Annotated in this window: 18 protein-coding genes; 8 read left to right on the forward strand and 10 right to left on the reverse strand. The window is 65.0% G+C overall.

Going from position 1 to position 19,896, the window contains the following annotated elements; all coding sequences use genetic code 11:
* Window positions 1-58: 58 nt before the first annotated feature.
* The gene (locus tag VGV07_RS07435; protein ID WP_326868058.1) at window positions 59-1,351 is read right to left on the reverse strand and encodes an ABC transporter substrate-binding protein; all 1,293 of its coding nucleotides are present in this window, start codon (window positions 1,349-1,351) and stop codon (window positions 59-61) included.
* A gap of 80 nt (window positions 1,352-1,431) precedes the next feature.
* Window positions 1,432-3,774, reverse strand: a complete 2,343-nt coding sequence (locus tag VGV07_RS07440) for a family 78 glycoside hydrolase catalytic domain (RefSeq protein ID WP_326868137.1) — start codon at window positions 3,772-3,774, stop codon at window positions 1,432-1,434.
* 237 nt (window positions 3,775-4,011) lie between these two features.
* Here VGV07_RS07440 and VGV07_RS07445 point away from each other — a divergent pair, with 237 nt between their 5' ends.
* The 5 genes from VGV07_RS07445 (at window position 4,012) to VGV07_RS07465 (ending at window position 9,531) form a co-directional block, all read left to right on the forward strand.
* Window positions 4,012-5,040, forward strand: a complete 1,029-nt coding sequence (locus VGV07_RS07445) for a LacI family DNA-binding transcriptional regulator (RefSeq protein ID WP_326868059.1) — start codon at window positions 4,012-4,014, stop codon at window positions 5,038-5,040.
* Between the two features lie 61 nt (window positions 5,041-5,101).
* On the forward strand, window positions 5,102-6,064 hold the full coding sequence (locus tag VGV07_RS07450) for an acetylxylan esterase (RefSeq protein WP_326868060.1): 963 nt from the start codon (window positions 5,102-5,104) through the stop codon (window positions 6,062-6,064).
* Window positions 6,061-6,936, forward strand: a complete 876-nt coding sequence (locus VGV07_RS07455) for a carbohydrate ABC transporter permease (protein ID WP_326868061.1) — start codon at window positions 6,061-6,063, stop codon at window positions 6,934-6,936. Before VGV07_RS07450 ends, VGV07_RS07455 begins: the two co-directional genes overlap by 4 nt.
* Window positions 6,937-6,938: 2 nt before the next feature.
* Window positions 6,939-7,478 carry a hypoxanthine phosphoribosyltransferase gene (gene hpt, locus VGV07_RS07460; protein WP_326868062.1) on the forward strand — a complete coding sequence of 180 codons (540 nt, stop codon included), beginning with the start codon at window positions 6,939-6,941 and terminating at the stop codon, window positions 7,476-7,478.
* A 22-nt stretch (window positions 7,479-7,500) separates the two neighbouring features.
* A complete protein-coding gene (locus tag VGV07_RS07465) occupies window positions 7,501-9,531 on the forward strand; it encodes a GMC family oxidoreductase (protein ID WP_326868063.1) in 2,031 nt (676 codons plus the stop codon).
* 35 nt (window positions 9,532-9,566) lie between these two features.
* Here VGV07_RS07465 and VGV07_RS07470 read toward each other — a convergent pair whose 3' ends face one another.
* From VGV07_RS07470 to VGV07_RS07485, 4 genes are all read right to left on the reverse strand, one after another.
* Complete coding sequence (locus VGV07_RS07470) at window positions 9,567-9,998, reverse strand: BA14K family protein (RefSeq protein ID WP_326868064.1); 432 nt, start codon at window positions 9,996-9,998, stop codon at window positions 9,567-9,569.
* A 122-nt stretch (window positions 9,999-10,120) separates the two neighbouring features.
* Window positions 10,121-10,741 (reverse strand): outer membrane protein, encoded by a 621-nt coding sequence (locus VGV07_RS07475; RefSeq protein ID WP_326868065.1) that lies wholly within the window; start codon window positions 10,739-10,741, stop codon window positions 10,121-10,123.
* A 191-nt stretch (window positions 10,742-10,932) separates the two neighbouring features.
* The gene (locus VGV07_RS07480) at window positions 10,933-12,231 is read right to left on the reverse strand and encodes a HAMP domain-containing sensor histidine kinase (RefSeq protein WP_326868066.1); all 1,299 of its coding nucleotides are present in this window, start codon (window positions 12,229-12,231) and stop codon (window positions 10,933-10,935) included.
* 71 nt (window positions 12,232-12,302) lie between these two features.
* Entirely contained in the window at window positions 12,303-12,977 is a 675-nt protein-coding gene (locus VGV07_RS07485; protein WP_326868067.1) for a response regulator transcription factor, read from the reverse strand.
* Between the two features lie 234 nt (window positions 12,978-13,211).
* Between VGV07_RS07485 and VGV07_RS07490 the strand changes: the two genes are divergently transcribed.
* A complete protein-coding gene (locus tag VGV07_RS07490) occupies window positions 13,212-13,805 on the forward strand; it encodes an HdeD family acid-resistance protein (protein ID WP_326868068.1) in 594 nt (197 codons plus the stop codon).
* A gap of 258 nt (window positions 13,806-14,063) precedes the next feature.
* On the opposite strand, the gene VGV07_RS07495 is transcribed toward VGV07_RS07490, so the two are convergent.
* Together VGV07_RS07495 and VGV07_RS07500 are read right to left on the reverse strand one after the other, a co-directional pair.
* Entirely contained in the window at window positions 14,064-15,155 is a 1,092-nt protein-coding gene (locus VGV07_RS07495; protein WP_326868069.1) for a fatty acid desaturase family protein, read from the reverse strand.
* 22 nt (window positions 15,156-15,177) lie between these two features.
* Window positions 15,178-16,167 (reverse strand): aldo/keto reductase, encoded by a 990-nt coding sequence (locus VGV07_RS07500; protein WP_326868070.1) that lies wholly within the window; start codon window positions 16,165-16,167, stop codon window positions 15,178-15,180.
* 239 nt (window positions 16,168-16,406) lie between these two features.
* On the opposite strand from VGV07_RS07500, the gene VGV07_RS07505 reads away from it, so the two are divergent.
* Window positions 16,407-17,051 (forward strand): TetR/AcrR family transcriptional regulator, encoded by a 645-nt coding sequence (locus tag VGV07_RS07505; protein WP_326868138.1) that lies wholly within the window; start codon window positions 16,407-16,409, stop codon window positions 17,049-17,051.
* A gap of 179 nt (window positions 17,052-17,230) precedes the next feature.
* Window positions 17,231-18,250, forward strand: a complete 1,020-nt coding sequence (gene ilvC, locus VGV07_RS07510; protein ID WP_326868071.1) for a ketol-acid reductoisomerase — start codon at window positions 17,231-17,233, stop codon at window positions 18,248-18,250.
* Between the two features lie 284 nt (window positions 18,251-18,534).
* Here the strand turns inward: ilvC and VGV07_RS07515 are convergent, their stop codons facing one another.
* Both VGV07_RS07515 and VGV07_RS07520 read right to left on the reverse strand, forming a co-directional pair.
* A complete protein-coding gene (locus tag VGV07_RS07515) occupies window positions 18,535-19,167 on the reverse strand; it encodes a LysE family translocator (RefSeq protein WP_326868072.1) in 633 nt (210 codons plus the stop codon).
* A 68-nt stretch (window positions 19,168-19,235) separates the two neighbouring features.
* The gene (locus VGV07_RS07520) at window positions 19,236-19,811 is read right to left on the reverse strand and encodes a helix-turn-helix domain-containing protein (protein WP_326868073.1); all 576 of its coding nucleotides are present in this window, start codon (window positions 19,809-19,811) and stop codon (window positions 19,236-19,238) included.
* Window positions 19,812-19,896: the final 85 nt, after the last annotated feature.

Below are 19,896 nucleotides of genomic sequence, written 5' to 3' on the forward strand. Positions count from 1 at the left end.
AGGTGTTGGCGTCCGACCGGTAAGGCCGGACTCCAAGTTTCACACGCAGATGGCGCTATTACCAGCCGGGCAGGCCAAGCTGCTGGGCCTGCTTCTTGACGTCTTCGTCGTAGAGCGCGGCGCCGTCAGCGGCCGAACGGATGCCCGAGCCGACTTCCACCGTGATCTGCTCGAGCGCCGGGCCCTTGATCGGCGACAGGAACTCGAGGGCAGGGGCCGAGTGACCGCCTTCCTGGAAGTAGGGCAGCAAGTCCGCAACCACCGGCGGCACGTCTGCCGGCAGCTTGCAATCCTTCACCAGGTACGGACCGGCCGCGCCGGCCGACGCCGTCTGGACGTCACAGCCTTCGATCGAGGCGACGAAAGCGATGAACTCCTTGGCTTCCGCCTGAACTTTGGAGGTGGTCGGGATATAGAGGCCCGACGGCATCCAGGTGGTGAGGCCGTTGTTGGCCGCATCGTCGCCCGGGATGGCGAAGAACCCGACATCGTTGATGTTTTCGGGAGCCAGTTCCTTGATGTTTGCGACGGCGAACGACAGCATCGGGTAATGCGCGCCCTCGCCGGTCGCGACCTTGGTCACGCCGTCGGGGAAGGTGGCGGCGGCAAAATCCTCGTTGAGATAGCCGCCCTTGAAGATCTCTTCCTGGCGCTCGAAGCCCTTCATTGCGACGGGCGTCGTCGCATACTTGGCCTTGCCCGCGGTGTAGTCGGCGGGGAAATTCGGGTCGGCGGCGAGCACGTTGTAGAAGTCGCCGAGGACGAACAGCTGCGACGTCCAGGTTTCGCCGAACGACTGGATCACCGCGGTCTTGCCGGCCGCCTTGATCTTCTCGTTATTGGCCATGAATTCCGCCCAGGACTTCGGCGGGGTCAGGCCGAGCTCCTTGTAGATCGGGATGTTGTAGAGGATGCCGCCGCCCATGGCGGTGCCGATCGGCGCGCCATAGACCTTGCCGTCGGTGCCTGTGACGACGCTCTTGAAGCTGTCGATCACATTGGCCTGGAAGGGCTCGTTGGTGAGGTCGACGAGGTTCTGCGTCGGGTTGATTGCCTGGAACAGGGAGCCCGAATTGTAGAGGAACACGTCGGCCATTTCGCCGGTGGCGAGGCGGGTCTTGATCAGGTTGTCGCCATCAGCGCCGCCGGGACGGCTCTCGGTTTCGATGTCGATGTTGGGGTGCTTGGCCTCGAAGGCCGTGGCCAGGGCTTCGGCCATGGCTACGGTCGAGGGTGCATTGTCGAACAGGAAGGTCACCTTGACCTTGTCCTGCGCACTCGCGGTTCCTGCAAGGATCGCGATGACGCCGGTAGTGACCAGCGCTGCACGCGTCAGTTTGCGCATCAGCATTGATAGTTCCTCCCTTGGGGCCGCCACGGGTCCTTCGGCGGCCGGTTGCAGTATTGTCAGGTCCTCCGGCTCCTCCGCCGTCAGGGCTTGCTGATCCGGAATGTCACCTTGTGCTTTCCGGGCGCCAGCAGGCTGCGCGCTTTTCCGTCGGTGCCGCGCTCGCTGACGGCGATGCCGTCGACGCTCGCGTCGGTGTAGTCGGCGGCGAGGACGAGCGTGCCGCTCGCACCCTCGGGCACCGTGATCGTGTAGGTCACCTTGCCGCCATCGACCTTCCAGCCCGCTTCGATCCGGCCGGCGGCCGAGTCATGGTTGGCGGCGACCGGTGACAGCGAGGGGATGATCGTCGGCTCGAAGAAGATGTGCTTGAAGGCCGGCAATGCCGGATCGGGGCGGAAGCCCGCGACGCCTTCGAGCAGCCACTGGCACACCGCGCCGTAGGCATAGTGGTTGTAGGAGTTCATCTGCGGGTCGAACGCCACGCCCTCTTCGTTGAGAGCATTCCAGCGCTCCCAGATGGTGGTGGCGCCCATCTTCACCTGGAACAGCCAGCCGGGCAGGCCTTCCTGCAGGAACACCGCGCCGGCGAGATCGGCCTCGCCGATCTTCACCAGCGCCGGCAGCAGTGCCGGCGTACCGATGAAGCCGGTGCCGATGCGGCCATGCGCGCGCGCCACCGTCTCCTTGAAGTAGCCCTTGGCCGCCTCGTAGTGCTCGGGCGGGATCAGGTCCCACAAAAAGCCCAGCGCATATGAGGTCTGGTCGTTGTAGCCGATCCGGCCGGCAGCGGTCATGAACTCGCGCTGGAAGGCCTTTTTCACTTCGGCGGCGCGGTCGTTGAGGCGCTTCGCCTGTGCCTGGTCGCCGACCACCTCGGCAGCTTTGGCGGCGAGGTGCGACGAGATGTAGAGATAGATCGTCGCCGCGGCGTCGTCGCCGATGGTCGGGTAGGGCTTGGCAAAATCGCCCTGCGGCTGCAGCCAATCGCCGAAGGTGAAGCCGCGCCCGCCCCAACCGGCCGGCGGGCGAACGATCGGGCCATCGCTGATCGACCACACGAAGTCGTTCCACTTGACCATCGCCGGCAGCGCTTCCTCGAGGATCGCGCGGTCGCCATAATGGGTGTAGAGCGTCCACGGGATGACAGCGATCGCATCGCCCCAGCCGGTCGAGCCGTAAAAGCCCGGCACCACGTCCTCATGGTTGCGCGTCGGATCGGGCACCACATGCGGGATCGCGCCATCCGGCCGCTGGTCGGCGATCAGGTCGCGGACATACTTCACCAGCATGCCGTGGCTCTCGTGCAGGTAGCAGGCGGTGGGCGCAAAGACCTGCGCGTCGCCGGTCCAGCCCAGCCGCTCGTCGCGCTGCGGGCAGTCGGTCGGCACCTCGATGAAGTTGGAGCGCTGCGACCAGACGGTGTTCTCGACCAGCCGGTTGACCAGCGGGTTGGCCGAGCTGAAGTTCGCGGTCCGGGTGGTGGCCGAGCTGATCGGGATCATTTCGATTTTGGTGATCGTCGCTTTGCCTTCGATGGCGACGCGGGCGAAGCGGAAGCCGAAGAAGCTGAAGGTCGGCCGGTAACTTTCCGGGGCGCCGCCCTTCAGCACATATTCGACACGGGCTTCGGCCGAGCGCATGCTCTCGCGATCGAACTCGCCGAGGTGGTTGGTGAGTTCGGCATGCTCGATGGTAACCTTCGCGCCGGCCTCGCCCTCGACCGTGAAGGCGACGTAGCCACCGGCGTTCTGGCCGAAATCGTAGACTGTGCGTCCCTGAGCATCGGCGAAGGAGTTGACCACCGGCAGGGCGGGGAGTTCGTGCACGCCAGCGGTCTCCGCCGGCAGCAGCGTCGATTTGTCGAAGCCGCCGAGCACTGTAGCGCCGCCGCTCGCCGGGGCGTTCTCGGCCCGGGCGTCATAGTTCTCGCCATAATAGATACCCGACTTCATCACCGGCGCGAGGCCGCTCTGCCAGGTGCCGTCGGTACCGATGATCAGCTCGCCATTGGCGCCGCGCAGCTCGGCGATGGCGCCGATCTTGTCGCCCCAGGTGTTGAACAGCTGGTTGCGCGGCCACATCATCCGCGAGCGGTACCAGCCGTCACCGAGCCAGATGTCGATGGTGTTGTCGCCATCCTTGAGCAGCGCGCTGACGTCATAGGTCTGGAAGCTCAGCCGGTCCCAGTAGCTGGTCCAGCCGGGCGTCAGCAGATCCTTGCCGACGCGCTCGCCGTTGATGAAGGCACGGTAGAGACCGAGAGCGCTGATCCTGAGCGTCCCGGCCCCACCGCGGGAGGAGAGGTTGAAGGTCTTGCGCAGGAACGACGACTGCGTGCCGACGCCCTGATCGACACTGGGGTGAATCATCTCGGCGACCCAGGCACCATGGCTGGATACGGCTTCACCTGCCCGGATGAGCATCGTCTCGTTCACTTTTGCATCCTCCCAGGGACCTGTTGCGGTCCATTCGGCGCCTGCGGCGACCGTCGTCGTGTGACGTTCTACGTATACCGTTCTACAAAACGATTTCAAGCAGGATTCGCGCAAGAACAACCAAATCGGCGCACGGTCAGCCAAATGCCCTCAAGAACCGCCAAAATCGCTCACGTTGTGTTGTGGAAAGCGGGTTGCTAGAAGGAGGGCGGTTCGAGGGGAACTGTGGCGCCAGCAACTAAAATCAGCCGGGTGACGATCAAGACGGTAGCGGCCGACGCGGGAGTGTCGGTGGCGGCGGTCTCGAAGGTGCTGCGCGACGCCTATGGCGTCAGCGATGCGCTGCGCGCCCGGGTGCAGGCCTCGATGGAAAGGCTGAACTACCGGCCACATGCAGGGGCGCGGGCCATGCGCGGCCGCACCTATACGCTCGGCATCCTGTTGCCCGACATGCGCAATCCGTTCTTCGCCGACATCCTCGCTGGGGTGAACGAAGCGCTCGAGCGGACCCAGTACCAGACGATGATTGGGGTGAGCCGCTCGGCCGAGACCATCGAGATGTCGCTGATCGACTCGATGATCGACCGGCAAATGGATGGCCTGTTGATGATCGGTCCGCGCATGCCGCCGGAAACGGCGGAGTCGGTTTCGATCCGCATCCCGACGGCGATTGTCGGCTATCACGTCCCCGAACTGGCGACGCTGGATACTGCCAACAACGACGACGTCGCTGGCGCCGCCCAGGTGGTGCGCCACCTTGCGGCCAACGGCTATCGCCGCATCACCATGGTCACGCTGGCCGTCCCCACCAAGAACGTCGTGGTCACGGTACAGCGCGAGCGCGGCTATCGCGAAGCCATGAAAGAGCGGGGGTTGGGGCAGCACGTCAACATCGTGCCGGCCGATCAGACGGCGCGCGAGGTGCAGACCGTGGTCCGGCATCTGCTCGAATCTCGTCATCGCCCCGAGGCACTGTTCTGCTGGACCGATATGGTGGCGCTGCATGCGCTGAGCGTCGCCAAGGATCTCGGGCTGTCGGTGCCCGGCGACCTCGCCATCGTCGGCTACGACAACACCATCTATTGCGACCTGGCGCAGAACAGCCTCACCAGCGTCGATCAGTCCGGCCAGGTCCTGGGGCTGCAGGCGGCGCGCCTGTTGATCGAGCGGATCGACGGCCGCCAGCTGGGCGACCACTTCGTCGTGTCGCCGCGGCTGGTGGTGCGTGGCAGTTCGCGTCCACGCCCTTCGTAGTGCTTTTCATCGGCTACCATTCCAGTCAAACATTGCGCGCCAACCGGATCAGATAGAGATCATGCCCTTTTTCGACCTACCGCAGTCCCAGCTCGACAGCTACCGCTCGAGCGCCGTCGCTCCCGCCGACTTCGACAGCTTCTGGGCCGAGACGCTCGAGCAATCCCGCGCCAAGCCGCTGGAGGCGGAGTTTGAGCCGGTCGATACCGGCCTGAAACTGTTCGATGTGGCCGACGTCACCTTCTCCGGCTTCGGCGGCGACAAGGTGCGTGGCTGGTACATCAAGCCGGCAGGCGTGGCGCCGCGCGGCACCGTGGTGAAGTTTATCGGCTATGGTGGCGGTCGCGGACTGCCGCAGGAGCATCTGCTCTGGCCGGCGACCGGCCGTGCCGTGCTGGTGATGGATACGCGCGGGCAGGGCAGCTCGTGGTCGCGTGGCGATACCCCGGATCCGGCCGGCTCATTCCCGGCGCATCCCGGCTTCATGACCCGAGGGATCAACGACCCGCACGATTACTACTATCGCCGCGTCTACACCGATGGCGTGCGCGCCGTTGAGGCAGCTCTCGGCCGCGCCGAAACAGATCCGGTAAAGCTCGCGGTGGTTGGCGGCAGCCAGGGCGGTGGTATCTCGATCGCCGTTGCCGGGCTCGAGCCAAGGGTGAAGGCGGCGATGCCTGATGTGCCGTTCCTCTGCGATTTCCCGCGCGCCGTCGGCCTCACCACGCGAGACCCGTACGGCGAAATCGTCCGCTTCCTCGCCACGCATCGCGAAAAGGCGGCGGCCGCCTACAAGACCATCAACTACTTCGACGGCGTACATTTCTCGGCGCGCTCGAAGGCCGCGGCGCTGTTCTCGGTGGCGCTGATGGACGACGTCTGTCCGCCCTCGACCGTCTACGGCGCCTACAACGCCTGGGCCGGTCCCAAGAGCATCGAAAGCTATACCTTCAACAACCATGAAGGCGGCGGTACCTGGCAGGAGCGGCGGCAGGTCGCCTGGCTCGACGAGACCCTGCCGTGACCGCCCTGACGCTCGACTACGCCGACCGGGACGGGGCCATCGCCCGTCGCCGGTGGGCGCTGTCGCGCATCCTCATCTACGCGGTGCTCGCCCTGTTCGCGCTGGTTTATGCCGTGCCGGCGCTGCTGGTCCTCTCCAATTCGTTCCGCGACGGCGAGGAGGTGTTCCGCAATGGCATCATCGCCATTCCGGAGAGTTTCTCGTTCGACAATTACCTGCGCGCCTGGAACGACGCCTGCGTCAGCGGCATGTGCCGGGGGCTCGGGCCGAACTTCCTCAACTCGCTGATCATCACCGTGCCGGCGACCATTGCCACCGCCATCATCGGGGCGCTGAATGGCTATGTGCTGAGCAAGTGGAAGTTCCCCGGCTCCGAGTTCATTTTCGTGATGATCTTTCTCGGCATCTTCCTGCCCAGCCAGATTGCGCTCCTGCCCTGGGCCTGGATCATCGGACAGCTCGGCCTGCAGAACAATGTGCTGGGCCTGCTGCTGATCCACACGGTAATGGGCATCTCGTTCTCGACCCTGTTTTTCCGCAATTTCTATGCCGGCGTGCCCACAGAGATCATCAAGGCGGCCCAGGTCGATGGGGCCGGATTCTGGCGGATCTTCATCCGCGTCATGCTGCCGCTATCCGGCCCGATCATTGCGGTAACGGTGATCTGGCAGTTCACCCAGATCTGGAACGAATATCTCTACGGCATGGTGTTCACTTCGGGCGCGCAGCAGCCGATCACCGTGGCGATCATGGGCGTCAGGGCCGGCGGTTCGGCGGCGACAGTGATGATGGCGATCGTGCCGCCGCTGCTGGTGTATCTGATCGGCGGCAAGTATTTTGTGCGCGGACTCACCCAGGGGGCACTGAAGTAGGCATGACGCAGAGGAACTACGTGATCGACGAGATGATCTCGGCCAAGGCGATCGCGGCCAGGGTGGAGGCGCTCGCCAAGGAAATCTCGACGCACTATGCCGGCACCGACAAGCTGGTGGTCGTCGGGTTGCTGCGCGGCTCGTTCATCTTCATTGCCGACCTGGTGCGCGAGCTCGACCTGCCGGTGGAAGTCGATTTCCTCGAGGTCTCGAGCTACGGCAACTCCACCGAGTCGAGCCGCGAAGTGCGCATCCTCAAGGATCTGCGCGGCGAGATCGAAGGTCGCGACGTGCTGGTGGTCGAGGATATCGTCGACACCGGCTACACGCTGAAGCATGTGCTCGAAATCCTCGCGACACGTCATCCCAAGCGCATCGAAGTCTGTGCGTTGCTCGACAAGCCGTCGCGCCGCGAAACCAATGTGAAGGCCCGCTGGATCGGCTTCGAGATCCCCGACAAGTTCGTCGTCGGTTACGGGATCGACTATGCCCAGCGCAACCGCAACCTCGATCATATCGGCGCGGTACGGTTCACCGACTGAGGGGTCGGGCGGAGGAGGGGATATGGATCGTGCACTGCTCACGGCGGTGGTCGACTGCATCATGCCGGCCGACCGGGATGGCGGGGCCATCGCCTTTGGCGCGATGGACTACCTCGATGGGATCCTTGCAACGCATCCCAAGCTGGGCGCCGCGATCGCTGCCGGCCTCAATGCGCTGCCAGCTGACTTCGCCAGCGGCACCGACGCAGAGCGAGACGCCACCCTCGTCGGCCTTGGCGATGCCGGTTGGTTCCGCGAGCTTTGCGAACTGGTGGCCGAGGGCGTCTATGCCGATCCCGGCAACGGCGGTAACCCGAACGCTGGATCGTGGCGGATGGTTGGCTATGAGCACGGATTGCCCGAGGGTCCGACCGGACCGGCGGCTCGTCAGGGACAGCCACCGCGGCCTTTCTCAGGCACGCTCGACTATGACCTGATCATAGTCGGTGCCGGCGCCGGTGGCGGCGTTGCCGCCGGTGTGCTCGCCGAAGCCGGCAAGCATGTGCTGTTGCTTGAGCGCGGATTGCAGCGCGACTATTCCGATAGCGGCCACCGTGATCACCTGCGCAACCATCGTCTGTCGCTCTACGGCCACAACACCGGCCCTGATCTCGACGGAAACCCGCGCGTGCTGGTCGGTGCCGATGGTGTCGAGCGCGTGCTCCGCCCGAACGAGAACGGCTACCACAACCTCGCGGCAGGCGTCGGCAGCGGTACGCTGGTCTATGGCGCGCAGGCCTGGCGCTTTCATCGCGCAGATTTCAAGATGGCGAGCCTCTATGGGGTTCCGGAAGGCTCGTCGCTGGTCGATTGGCCGATCGGTTATGACGACCTTGCACCGTGGTACGAACGCGCCGAGTGGCAAATTGGTGTTTCCGGCGATGGCGCCGCCCATAGCCACGAAGGCACGCGGGCCCGCGACTACCCGATGCCGCCACTGCCGGACAGCCCGGCGCGCTCGGTCCTGAAGCGCGGCGCCGATGCGCTCGGCATCACCACGACGCGCCCGCCACTCGCCATCAACAGCCAGCCGCGGCACGGCCGCGATGGCTGCATCGGCTGCGGCAGCTGCGTCGGCTTCCCGTGTCCGAGCGATGCCAAGAACGGCACGCAGAACACCATGATTGCTCGGGCGCTTGCCACTGGCCGATGCCACCTGGTCACTGGCGCGATGGTGTTGCGGGTTGAGACCGATGGCGCCGGAACTGTGACCGGGGTTCGCTTTGCCGATAGCAACGGTGCCGAGCATTCGGTGCGTGGCAAGGCTGTGGTGCTGGCTGGCGGCGCCATCGAGACGGCGCGCCTCCTGTTGAACTCACCTTCGGCACGTGAACCGGAGGGGCTCGGTAACAGCCGCGATCTCGTCGGCCGCAACCTTCAGGGCCACGTCTACGCTACGGCCTATGGCCTGTTCGACGAACCGGTGCACGGCTCGCGCGGTCCGGGCGTCAGTATCGCCACCACGGCGTACAACCACGGCAACGCCGGCTTCATCGGCGGCGGCATGCTGGCCGACGATTTCGTGCAACCGCCGATTATTTTTTGGAGGAACGTGCTGCCGCCAGGGCGGCGGCGCTGGGGGCAGGGCGCCAAGGATTTCATGCGCGACAACTTCCACCACGCGCTGCGCGTCGCCGGCCCCATCCATGAAATCCCCGACGCAACCGCGCGCGTGCGGGTGGCCGGACATGTCCGCGACAAGTGGGGGCTGCCGGTGGCGATGCTGTCCGGGAGGGTCCACCCCGAGACAATCCGAACCGCCGCACATATGCATGGCAGGGCGGTCGAGTGGCTGGCGGCATCCGGCGCACGTCACACCTGGGGAACTGCCCCAAATCCCGGGCTATCGGCTGGCCAGCATCAGGCCGGCACCTGCCGCATGGGGATCGATCCGGCGAACTCGGTGACGGACCCCTTCGGCCGCATCTGGGGCCACGACAACCTGTTCGTTTCCGATGGTGGGCTGCACCCGACCAATGGCGGGTTCAATCCGGTGCTGACCATCATGGCGCTGGCGTTCCGCAACGCCGACCATCTGGCGCAGTCGCTGTAACCGGTCCGGATCGCTCCGGACCGGCCGGACGCCGCTCACCGGCAGACGTAGCGACGCCCGTTGCTGGCCCGATAAGTACCGGTTTCCGGGTCGAAGCTGCGGTACTTGCGACTGCAGTAGTCGAGCCAGCGTTCATACTCGGCATCATAGCGATCGCGCTTGCCGCGTTCCTTTTCGGCCGAACCGGCGATGATGGCGCCGATGGTGAGGCCGATAATGCCCGCGCCGATCGCTGCGCCGATATCATCGTCGTTATTCTTCTTGCCGGGGCGGCCCCAGCGATCCTTCTCGCACCGCTCGCGCTCGCGGCGGTCGAGGAACCGGCTGCAGTCGGCCCAGCGCTGGTCTTCGCTCTGGGCGACAAGGATGCGGCCGTCGGTCGGTGATTGCGCCACGGCGGGGGTAAGCGCGGGCAGGGCAATGGTGGCCGCCATGATGACGGCAGTCAGGGTTCTGGTCAGAGCCATTTTGTGATCCTCGGGGTAAGGGGATGGGCGGCCCGGGTGGCCGCGAGCCGCCCTCGGGACTGGCGGAACGACTGACAGGTCCTCCGATCCCGATGCGCATCGCCGTCTGAGCGTCAGGGGCGTCAGAAGCGGAAGTTGAGGCCCGCCTTGACCGCATGGTTGGTCAGGTCGTCGGTGCGATGGATGTTGCCGATGAGTGTCGAGTCGACATCATTGAAGCGGGTCTGGGTGTATTCGAGCCGCGCCGACAGGCCGTTGCCAAAGCTCTGCTCGAGGCCGGCACCCCACAACATGCCGCCAACCCACTGGTCGTCGGAGACGACATTGTTGCCGGCGTCGAGCCGTGCCACGGCGTAACCGCCGGTGGCATAGACCAGCGTGCCGCCGAGCGCGAGACCGCCACGGACCTTGGCCGCGCCGCTCCAGTTCTGCTCGAGCTGGCCCGCCCCGACGCTGTGCACGATGCCGCGGGCATAGGTGCCCTCGAGTTCGGCGCCGATCACCGCCGGGCCAAGCTGCATGGTGTAGCCGGCCTGGACGCCGCCGAGCAGGCTCGAATCCTTGAAGATGTTGAAGTCGGATGCCTTGGGGGCGAGGCCGCCATGGATACCGGCGTAGAAGCCGGTCCATTCCGAGGCCGGCGCCGGCTCGTAGGGGCCGCCCCAACGTTCAGCCGCGGTGGCCGGCAACACGCCGATCAGCAGGGCGGCCACGAGGGCACAGGAGGAAGATTTCGAGATCATGAGAACTCCGCGAGTACGAGGCCGGCAGCCAGGGAGCCGGCTGCCGGATGGTGAAAGGTGCGCCGGAGTGCATGGGCACCCGCAGCGGTCACTCGGTGCCCCCCGGTCACTCAAGCAACCCCACGGTCACTCAGTGACCGCCTTGTCCATTTTCACTGTTGGGATTGCGCGAGCATTGCGCGGCGCAGAAATCAGTTCGGCGCTGTGGCGATTGGCAGCTGCACTCGGAAACACACGCCGCCCAGGTGGCTCGGCAGCACCGCTATGCTGCCGCCATGCTGGCGCAAAACTTCACGCACCAGATTGAGTCCGAGCCCGGCGCCGCGGTCGAGCGGGCGGATACGGTAGAACGGTTCGAAGATCTTCTCGCGGTGCTCTGGGGCGATGCCTGGCCCGCTGTCATGCACCTCGAAGGCGCCGTGACCGGCCATCTCGATTTCGATGGCTCCCTGGTTGCCGCCATGCACCACGGCGTTCTGCACCAGATTGGTGAGCAGGCGCTCGATCGCCCCCCTGTCGCCCAGCACCCATTGCGAGGGTTCGGGTGCGCGCAACGAAATATCGTAGCCGGCCGAAATGGCGAGCGGGGCGTGATCGGCCACGACTCGCTCGGCTACCGGCACCAGGTCCAGCGGCTGAAAGTCGACGCGCGATTGGGCCAGTCGCTGCAGGTCGAGCAGTTGTTCGGCCATAGCGGCGAGCCGCGCCGTGTCGGTCAGCAGCCGGGTGCGCTCCGGCCCCGGGTCGAGATTTTCCACCCGCGTTTGCAGAATGGCGATCGGGGTCTTCAACTCGTGTGCCGCGTCGGCAAGGAACCGGCGATGGCGGTCGTAGCCCTCGTCGAGCCGGCTCAACGCCTCGTTCATCGCCGACACCAGGCCGCGCACTTCCTTGGGGACGGTGTCGAGCGGCAGCCGTGTGCCGTGCTGGTCGAAATTGATACTGCGCGCCTGCGCCTCGGCGCTGTCGAGTCCGCGCATTACCTTGCGTACGATGAGCGGGATGGCGATCACCGTGGCGATGATCAGCACCACCAGCAGCGGCAGAATGAAGATGTTGCCGAGCAGGATGCCCGCGAACACGATGCTTACGAATGCGCCACCGCCGGCCAGCACGTGCAGTTTTCCGATCGGCGTTTCGCCGGTGTAGAACGCCGCCGACAGCGAATGCGGCTCCCCATGGTCGCGAATGTCGACGAACCACAGCCTGTTGAGAATGGGCTGCAGCAACTCGTATTGTTCCGGCACCGGACCCTCGCGATAGGTGTTGCCGGCCTCGTCGACCACCAGCATCCAGACATCAGGGCTTTCCGCGCGATAGGCATCGAGCTGCTTGTTTGGGCTGAGCACCAGACTGCCATCCGGCGCCCGTTGCATCGACTGGGCGATCGTCTCGGAGAGTGTCGCATCGATCAGCCGCTGCGTGGGGTCGAGCTGCAGCAGCGCCATGGTGAGCAGTGTCGCCGCCACCGACAGGGTGATCGTCTGCAATAGCACCAGCCGCCAGGTCAGACGCCGTCGCAGGGACTGAGAGCGCAAAAACTTCATGGCCCCTGGCAGCTTCATGCTGCCGCCCGGATCAGGTAGCCCACACCGCGAATGCCATGGATTTCGACGCCCGCCTTGGCGTCGGCGAGCTTGCGCCGAAGCCGCGAGATATGTGCATCGAGCGAGTTGGATTGGATCTCGTCGCCATAACCATAGACGGCGTCCTCGAGCGAGGTGCGGAGCACGGTGCGTCCGGCCCGGCGCAGCAGGCATTCGAGCACCAGCAGTTCGCGTCGCGGTAGTTCGATCCCGGCCTCGCCCACCCTAGCCTGCCGACTGTCGAGATCGAACGTGAGCGCGCCCAGTTGTACCGAGTCCGGCGCCACCTGCACCGGGCGCCGCAGCACCGCCCGCAATCGTGCCAGCAACTCCTCCACGGCGAAGGGTTTTGGCAGGTAATCGTCCGCGCCGGTATCGAGCCCCTCGATCTTGTCGGCGATCGAACCGCGCGCCGAGATGATGATCACCGGCACGCCGGCATGGCGCTTGCGCAGCAACGGCACCAGGTCGATGCCGTCGCCATCGGGCAGTTTGCGGTCGAGCAGCACCGCGTCGTGGCTGTGGCTGAGGATCGCCTCCTCGGCAATGAGCTTGGTGCGGGCATGATCGACGATCATGTCATAGCGCAGCAGCACGGCGCTCAGCGCCGCAGCCATCTCCGGCTCATCTTCGACAAGTAGCAATCGCATAGAGGAATCCCCGCGCCACGATGTGCCATATGCGGCATGCATTGCGCCAGGATTGCGCCGCCGCCACACGGGACCGGGAGCGGCGAAGCGGCCCCGGTAGCCTAACTAACCCGCTAGATATACGAGCCATTTCGCCCCGAGTTTGGCTTTCTCCGCACCCAGAGACTCTGTTACTGTCGCTGCGGGAGCTCTCGGTGGTTCCGGAGCTTTCCCGCGCAACAGTGGAGAAGCATGATGGCCGAGACAGAGACTTCTGCGCCTTCCGATTTTCCGGCGGGGCTCCGCGCCATGCTTGGCGACAACTGGTGGTTGCTCCTGCTGCGTGGCATCGCCGCCATCGCCTTCGGCGTACTGGCCATCTTCTGGCCTGCCATCACGCTCATCTCGCTGACCCTGTTATGGGGCGCCTACACCCTCGTCGATGGCGTCTTCGCACTGTGGGCGGCGATCTCCGGTCGTGCCAATTCGCCGGCCATGGGGCCCCGCTGGTGGATGGCAATCAGCGGCGTGGTCAGCATTCTCGCCGGCCTTGCGGCCTTCTTCTGGCCGGGGATGACCGCGTTTATCCTCGTCATCTTCATCGGCATCTGGGCCGTCATCATTGGCGTCCTGACCATCTGGGGCGCCATCCAGGCCCGCAAGGAGATCGAGGGCGAGTGGGTGCTCGGCCTGTTCGGCGCGCTCAGCATCCTGTTCGGCCTGCTGCTGCTGTTCCAGCCCGGGGCAGGGGCGCTGTCGCTGATCTGGACCATCGCCGGCTACTCGATCTTCGCCGGAGTGCTGCTGATCATGCTGGCCTTCCGGGTGCGGAAGTTCAAGCGGACGTAGCGGAACCAACTTGCTGAAGCCACGTTGCATGAGCACGGTGAAAGCGCCCTCAAGAACGCGAAGCCATTGATCAGTGCCCCGGATCGCTGCGGTGACCGGGGCATTTTCTTGCTTCGCCGCCGAATAGATGACGGGCGTTCGGTCCGCGCCGAAAGGTCGGCCAACCCCGTCCTTGTGGACGCAAGATCGGAGGGCGGCCTGCAATCGGTCGAAGGCCGGCATTTGGCATGCCATGCCATCCAGCCGGCGGTGTGCAGGCTACTCAGCCGGCCCAACCCCACTCATCGGTGCCTCGACCTGCAGGTCCTCGCGATAAGGCTTTGCCGTCGGCGGCAGCTCCTTGCGCAGGAAGACATCTTCGCCCCGAAGCTGGCGCAGCCAGATCGGGATCATCTCGCGATAGCCGGCAACGATCGAGGGAGTGGGCGTCGGCAGATCGTGCTTGATGGTTTCGTGCAGCTTTTCCAGCTGATGGTACGGCACCACCGGGAACATGTGGTGCTCGACGTGATAATTCATGTCCGAATAGAGGAAGCGGCTGATCGGGTTCATCAACACCGTGCGGGTGTTCAGCCTATGGTCGGTGACGTCCTCGGCTAGCCCGCCATGCTGCAACAGCCCCACCATCACCATGTGCCAGCAGCCGTAGAGGCGAGGTAGCCCGATCAGCATGAACGGCAGGATAGACTGCATGGCAAAGGCAACCACCGCCGTCGCCGCATAGATCGCGACCCAGATGCGCGCTACCCGCACCACTTTGGGCCACTCGCCCTTGGGGATGAAGCTCTTTTCCGCATCGCTGACATTTCCCGCAGCGTTGCGCACCATGTCGCCCAGTGCGTACCAGACATCGACTATGCCGATGAAGCTCAGGATCACCCGCGCCAGCACTGGCGGCCGCATCACCGCGATCTCGACGTCGCGCCCGACGATGATGGTGTCGGCATGGTGCCGCGCGTGGCTCCACTTCCACGTTGTCGGGTTGCGGATCAGCATGAAGCAGGCGATCTGGTAGATCACCTTGTTCATCCACGCTGTCTTGAACGCCGTGCCGTGCCCACATTCGTGCCAGCGGCTATCGCTGGCCGAACCATAGAGCACGCCATAAACGACGAAGAACGGGACACACCACCAGGTGCCCCAGAACACGATCCCGCCAATCCCGGTGACCAGCAACAGGCTGAGCCAGATCAGGTTGTCGCGGATTGCCGGCCCGTCAGAGCGTTGCATCAGCTCCCTCATCACCGTACGAGGCACCTCGGTGTGATACCACTCGGCGGCCGCCAGCCCGCGCTCGATGGCGCGCTGCGCTTCCGGCCCGGTAATGCTGTAGTCGCGCTTCGTGATCATCGGTCCCCCTCCGATGCGAACGTTACGGTTTGAAGGGGCCTTGGCCGGCACCGGTGGCGTTTATGGTCTGGGCGATGCTGTCGAGATCACCTGCATCGAGCTCGATTGTTGCGGCGTCGATCCAACCGTCGACCTGGGCAGGGGAGCGCGCGCCGACGATAGCAGCAGTCAAGCCGGGCCAGGCCAGCACCCAGGTCAGGGCGATCGTCGAGACGGAGGTACCGTGCTTGTCGGCAACCGGCCGCAGTGCCGCCGCGAGAGCCAGGTTGCGCTCTAGCCGTTCGCCGGTGAACTCGGGATTGGTCTTCCGCCAGTCATTGTCGGCGAGGGTGGCGGCCCGCTCTTTGGTGAAGCTGCCGGTCAACAGGCCAGCCTGCATTGGGCTGTAGCAGATGACGCCGGTGCCGTGCGCCGCGCACCAGGGCAGGATTTCCTCGGCCGTCTCGCGCTTGATCATCGAGAATGGCGGCTGCAGCGTTTCCACATGACCCATCGCCTCGGCGCGCGCCAACTGCTCGGCGTTGTGGTTGGAGAGCCCGATATGCCGGACCTTGCCCTCGGTTTTGAGCTGCAGCATCGTCGCCCAATAGTCCTCGAGCGGCACGTCGTCGGCCGGCCAATGCACCTGGTAGAGATCGATTGCTTCGACCTGCAGCCGGCGCAGCGAATTCTCCAGTTCGTTGCGGAGGCTTTCGCGGTTAGCGAGACGACGCGGGTTCTGCCCGTTGGCATCGCGGATCACCCCACCCTTGGTGAAGACATAGGGCCGCCGATCGGCCGGCAGCGCCTTCAGCGTCTTGCCGATCACCTCCTCGGAGTGGCCGACGCCGTAGGCCGCGGCAGTATCGATCCAGTTGATGCCGAGCTCGATGGCGTGTCGGATGGCGGCATCGGAATCGGCGTCATCCTGCGGGCCCCACATGTTGCCGCCCATGGCCCAGGCGCCGACGCCGAGACGGGTGATATCCATGCCGGTTGTGCCGAAGGCGCGGGTGGGCAGCGACGTTTTCATCTTCTTCCTCCATCTGCTTGTGACTGCCATACCAGCATCTCCACCCGGATCGGACAACCCAGCCTTACGGCCGATACATTGTCGGAGGTCCACGTCGGTAGTCCACTTGCGCAATGGCCGGGGCATTGCCTCCATACATCCCACTTGCGCCGAACCGTAACGTACGGTACGGTTAAAGTCATTGATGTCGGGCGTTGGGTTCGCGGGGTGCGGATCGTCGCTCGCGGGGCTCAGGTGTTATCGTGGCGTCTGCCATTGCCAACAGCGAAGAGGTGTTCACGCCGCGCCAGCAGCAGGTGCTGACGGCGGCGCTGGATCTGCTCGTCGAACAGGGCGACCGGCTGACCATGACCTCGGTGGCGCGCCGCGCTTCATGCTCCAAGGAAACGCTCTACAAGTGGTTCGGCGACCGCGATGGGCTGCTCACCGCCACCGTGCAATGGCAGGCCGCCAAGGTGAAGGCGCCGCAGGTCGATCGCTGGCGGCTCGATGCGGCATCGCTGCGTCACAGCATCGAGCAGTTCGCCCGCGACCTCCTCGGCACCATCGTCGGTGATGTCTCGGTGACGCTGAACCGCCTCGCCATCGGCCATGCCGGGGCAGAAAAGCACGGGCTAGGGGCGATCGTGCTCGAGAACGGTCCGCTCGCCATTCGCAAGCGCCTGAAGCCGGTGCTCGAAGCGGGCAGGGAGGCGCGGCTGCTGCGCTTCGACAGTTCGGAAGAGGCCTATCGCAGCTTCTTTGGGCTCGTGGTGCGCGACGCGCAGATCCGCCTGCTGCTTGGCGAAACCTTCACCCCTGCCGAAGCCGAGATTGCGCGCGACGCGGCCCGGGCGACGGAACAGTTCTTGGCGATCTATGGGGTGAGCCATCACGCGACCTAGCCGTCAACCACCGGGTCGTTCCCGCGAAAGCGGAAACCGCTGTTTGCCGGTGGTTGTGGCGGAAATCGAAAACGGAGGTCCCCGCTTCGCGGGGATAACCCGGTGAATACAGCGGCCCCTGGGGGTCGGATCGAACTCAAATCGGCCGCACCGGCCCAACGCTCAAAAGGGAGACTTCCATGCGCGTCTATTACGATCGGGATGCCGATCTCAACATCATCAAATCCAAGAAGGTCGCAATCGTCGGCTACGGCTCGCAGGGCCATGCGCACACGCTTAACCTGCGCGACTCGGGCGTCAAGGACATCGTCGTGGCGCTGCGTCCGGGCTCGCCGTCGGCCAAGAAGGCCGAAGGCGAAGGCCTCAAGGTCATGTCCGTCGCCGATGCCGCCAAGTGGGCCGACGTCATCATGATGCTGACCCCGGACGAGCTCCAGGCCGATATCTACAAGAAGGACATCGAGCCCAATATCCGTGACGGCGCCGCGATCGCGTTTGCGCACGGCCTCAACGTGCACTTCAACCTGATCGAGCCCAAGGCGTCGGTCGACGTGATCATGATCGCGCCCAAGGGGCCGGGCCATACGGTGCGCGGCGAGTACCAGAAGGGCGGCGGCGTGCCGTGCCTGATCGCCGTCCATCAGGATGCTTCGGGCAACGCCCACGATATCGCACTGGCTTACGCCTCGGGCGTCGGTGGCGGCCGTTCGGGCGTCATCGAGACCAACTTCCGCGAAGAATGCGAGACGGATCTGTTCGGTGAGCAGGTCGTGCTCTGCGGCGGCCTGGTCGAACTGATCCGCGCCGGTTTCGAGACGCTGGTGGAAGCCGGTTACGCTCCGGAAATGGCCTACTTCGAGTGCCTGCACGAAGTGAAGCTGATCGTCGACCTGATCTACCAGGGCGGCATCGCCAACATGAACTACTCGATCTCGAACACCGCCGAGTGGGGCGAGTACGTGTCCGGTCCGCGCATCATCACCTCGGAGACCAAGGCCGAGATGAAGCGCGTGCTGCACGACATCCAGTCGGGCAAGTTCACCTCCGAGTGGATGCAGGAATACAAGGGCGGCGCGTCGCGCTTTAAGGCGACCCGTCGCCTCGCCGACGAGCACCAGATCGAGGAAGTCGGCGAGAAGCTGCGCGCCATGATGCCGTGGATCAAGGCCGGCGCCCTCGTGGACAAGGCCAAGAACTAAGCAGGGCCTTGCTCCACGGTTTGGTTTGATGCGCGCTGGCGCGCCGCCGGAATCAAGGCCGGCGCGCTCGTCGACAAAGCCAAGAACTAATTTCGAGATCCTTCGCAGGATGTCTGCGCAGAGGGGCCCCCAGGGGCCCCTTTGTCGTTTTTGGGAGCCAAGATTTCTCGACAGTAGCCTCCCTACCCCTTGAGGGGAGGGATTGAGGGAGGTGGTGGTGCAGTCAGCACCGAGCGTCCCTCACCACCCCCACCCCCAAGCCCTCCCCTCTAGGGGGAGAGGAGCTACCGGCTGGTGTCGGTGGCCATGCGGATGGCGAGGAAGCCCAGGACCGTGCCCATCAGCCAGCGCTGCAGCCGGGCCCAGAACGGCCGGCCGGTGAGGAACAGCGCCACCGTTCCGGCTGTGACGATGAAGGTGGCGTTGACCGTCATGCTCACGGCGATCTGCGTTGCGCCCAGCACCAGGGTCTGTCCAAGCACATTGCCGGCAGACTTGTCGATGAACTGCGGCAGCAGTGACAGGTAAAGCGCCGCGACCTTGGGGTTGAGCAGGCTGGTGAACAGCCCCATCGCGTAAAGCCGCTTGGGTGAGTCCGGCGCCAGGGCCCTGAGCTCGAACGGCGAGTGCCCGCCGGGGCGCAGCGCACTCCACGCCAGCCAACCCAGGTAGATCGCACCTGCGATACGGATGGCATCGTAGGCGAAGGGCACCGCGAACAGCAGGGCAGTGAGGCCGAAGGCGGCCGCCAGCATGTAGACGATGAAACCGGTGGCGACGCCCAGCAGCGAGATCAACCCCGCGACGCGACCCTGCGCGATCGATCGCGAGACGAGGTACGCCATGTTCGGGCCGGGTGCGATCACCATGGCGAAAGCGACACCAGCGAAGGCAAGGAGGGTGGTGAGCGAAGGCATGGCATTCCGGTTCTTCTAGGCGGCGCGCCTTCATGCCACGCCGACCGGCCGTGTGCCAGCCGTCGCCGCTATCGATCGGCTCCCAGCACGCTGCCGACCATGAGTTCGACTGCCGCTTCGAGCGGCAACTCGGCCTGCCGCATCAGTGTGCGCCAGGTGTAGTAGCTCATGGCGAGGGCGAGCGCCGCGCGCTGCCGTTCGGTCAGGCCATCGGCCAACGCGGCGAACATTGTGCCCAGTGGCACGCCGAAGCGCAGGTCGGATACCTCCCGCAGGGTGGAATTGTGCTCGGCGTCGCGCAGCACGTGCCCCGTCACCTCCGCATTGCGGTCGAACCAGGCATAGAGCCCCAGCAGCGCCGTGCGCAATCGTGCTTCCGGGTCGTTCAGGCCGGTCCAGCGCTCCGCTGACGGCATCGGCTCTCGCTCGTCGAACAGCCCGGAGCAGGCCATGAACACGGCGCGCTCGTCCGGCAGGTGCGCATAAACGGTGTGCCGCTGCACACCGGCGCGTTCGGCGATCATGCTGATCGTCGTCCGGTTCGGCCCGACCTCGCCATGCAGCGCCAACGCCGCCTCGACGATGCGCTGCCGCGTCTCGGCTTCGCGCTCCGCCCGCTTGCCCTTGGTGTAGCTTCTGTTCATTCAGTGCACACCTGTGTGCAGCAATTCAGCTGCGGTTCATATTCAATTGCACATATGTGTACCGTGAAATGCAACGGAGTTCCAG

The organism is Devosia sp. (assembly GCF_035944845.1).
Lineage (GTDB): Bacteria > Pseudomonadota > Alphaproteobacteria > Rhizobiales > Devosiaceae > Devosia_A.

Bases quoted from the DNA above. Each gene is read 5' to 3' on its own strand.
- VGV07_RS07435 (WP_326868058.1), bottom strand. From the start codon at position 1,351: ATGCTGATGCGCAAACTGACGCGTGCAGCGCTGGTCACTACCGGCGTC.
- VGV07_RS07440 (WP_326868137.1), bottom strand. From the start codon at position 3,774: ATGCTCATCCGGGCAGGTGAAGCCGTATCCAGCCATGGTGCCTGGGTC.
- VGV07_RS07450 (WP_326868060.1), top strand. From the start codon at position 5,102: ATGCCCTTTTTCGACCTACCGCAGTCCCAGCTCGACAGCTACCGCTCG.
- hpt (WP_326868062.1), top strand. From the start codon at position 6,939: ATGACGCAGAGGAACTACGTGATCGACGAGATGATCTCGGCCAAGGCG.
- VGV07_RS07465 (WP_326868063.1), top strand. From the start codon at position 7,501: ATGGATCGTGCACTGCTCACGGCGGTGGTCGACTGCATCATGCCGGCC.
- VGV07_RS07470 (WP_326868064.1), bottom strand. From the start codon at position 9,998: ATGGCTCTGACCAGAACCCTGACTGCCGTCATCATGGCGGCCACCATT.
- VGV07_RS07475 (WP_326868065.1), bottom strand. From the start codon at position 10,741: ATGATCTCGAAATCTTCCTCCTGTGCCCTCGTGGCCGCCCTGCTGATC.
- VGV07_RS07485 (WP_326868067.1), bottom strand. From the start codon at position 12,977: ATGCGATTGCTACTTGTCGAAGATGAGCCGGAGATGGCTGCGGCGCTG.
- VGV07_RS07490 (WP_326868068.1), top strand. From the start codon at position 13,212: ATGGCCGAGACAGAGACTTCTGCGCCTTCCGATTTTCCGGCGGGGCTC.
- VGV07_RS07495 (WP_326868069.1), bottom strand. From the start codon at position 15,155: ATGATCACGAAGCGCGACTACAGCATTACCGGGCCGGAAGCGCAGCGC.
- VGV07_RS07500 (WP_326868070.1), bottom strand. From the start codon at position 16,167: ATGAAAACGTCGCTGCCCACCCGCGCCTTCGGCACAACCGGCATGGAT.
- ilvC (WP_326868071.1), top strand. From the start codon at position 17,231: ATGCGCGTCTATTACGATCGGGATGCCGATCTCAACATCATCAAATCC.
- VGV07_RS07515 (WP_326868072.1), bottom strand. From the start codon at position 19,167: ATGCCTTCGCTCACCACCCTCCTTGCCTTCGCTGGTGTCGCTTTCGCC.
- VGV07_RS07520 (WP_326868073.1), bottom strand. From the start codon at position 19,811: ATGAACAGAAGCTACACCAAGGGCAAGCGGGCGGAGCGCGAAGCCGAG.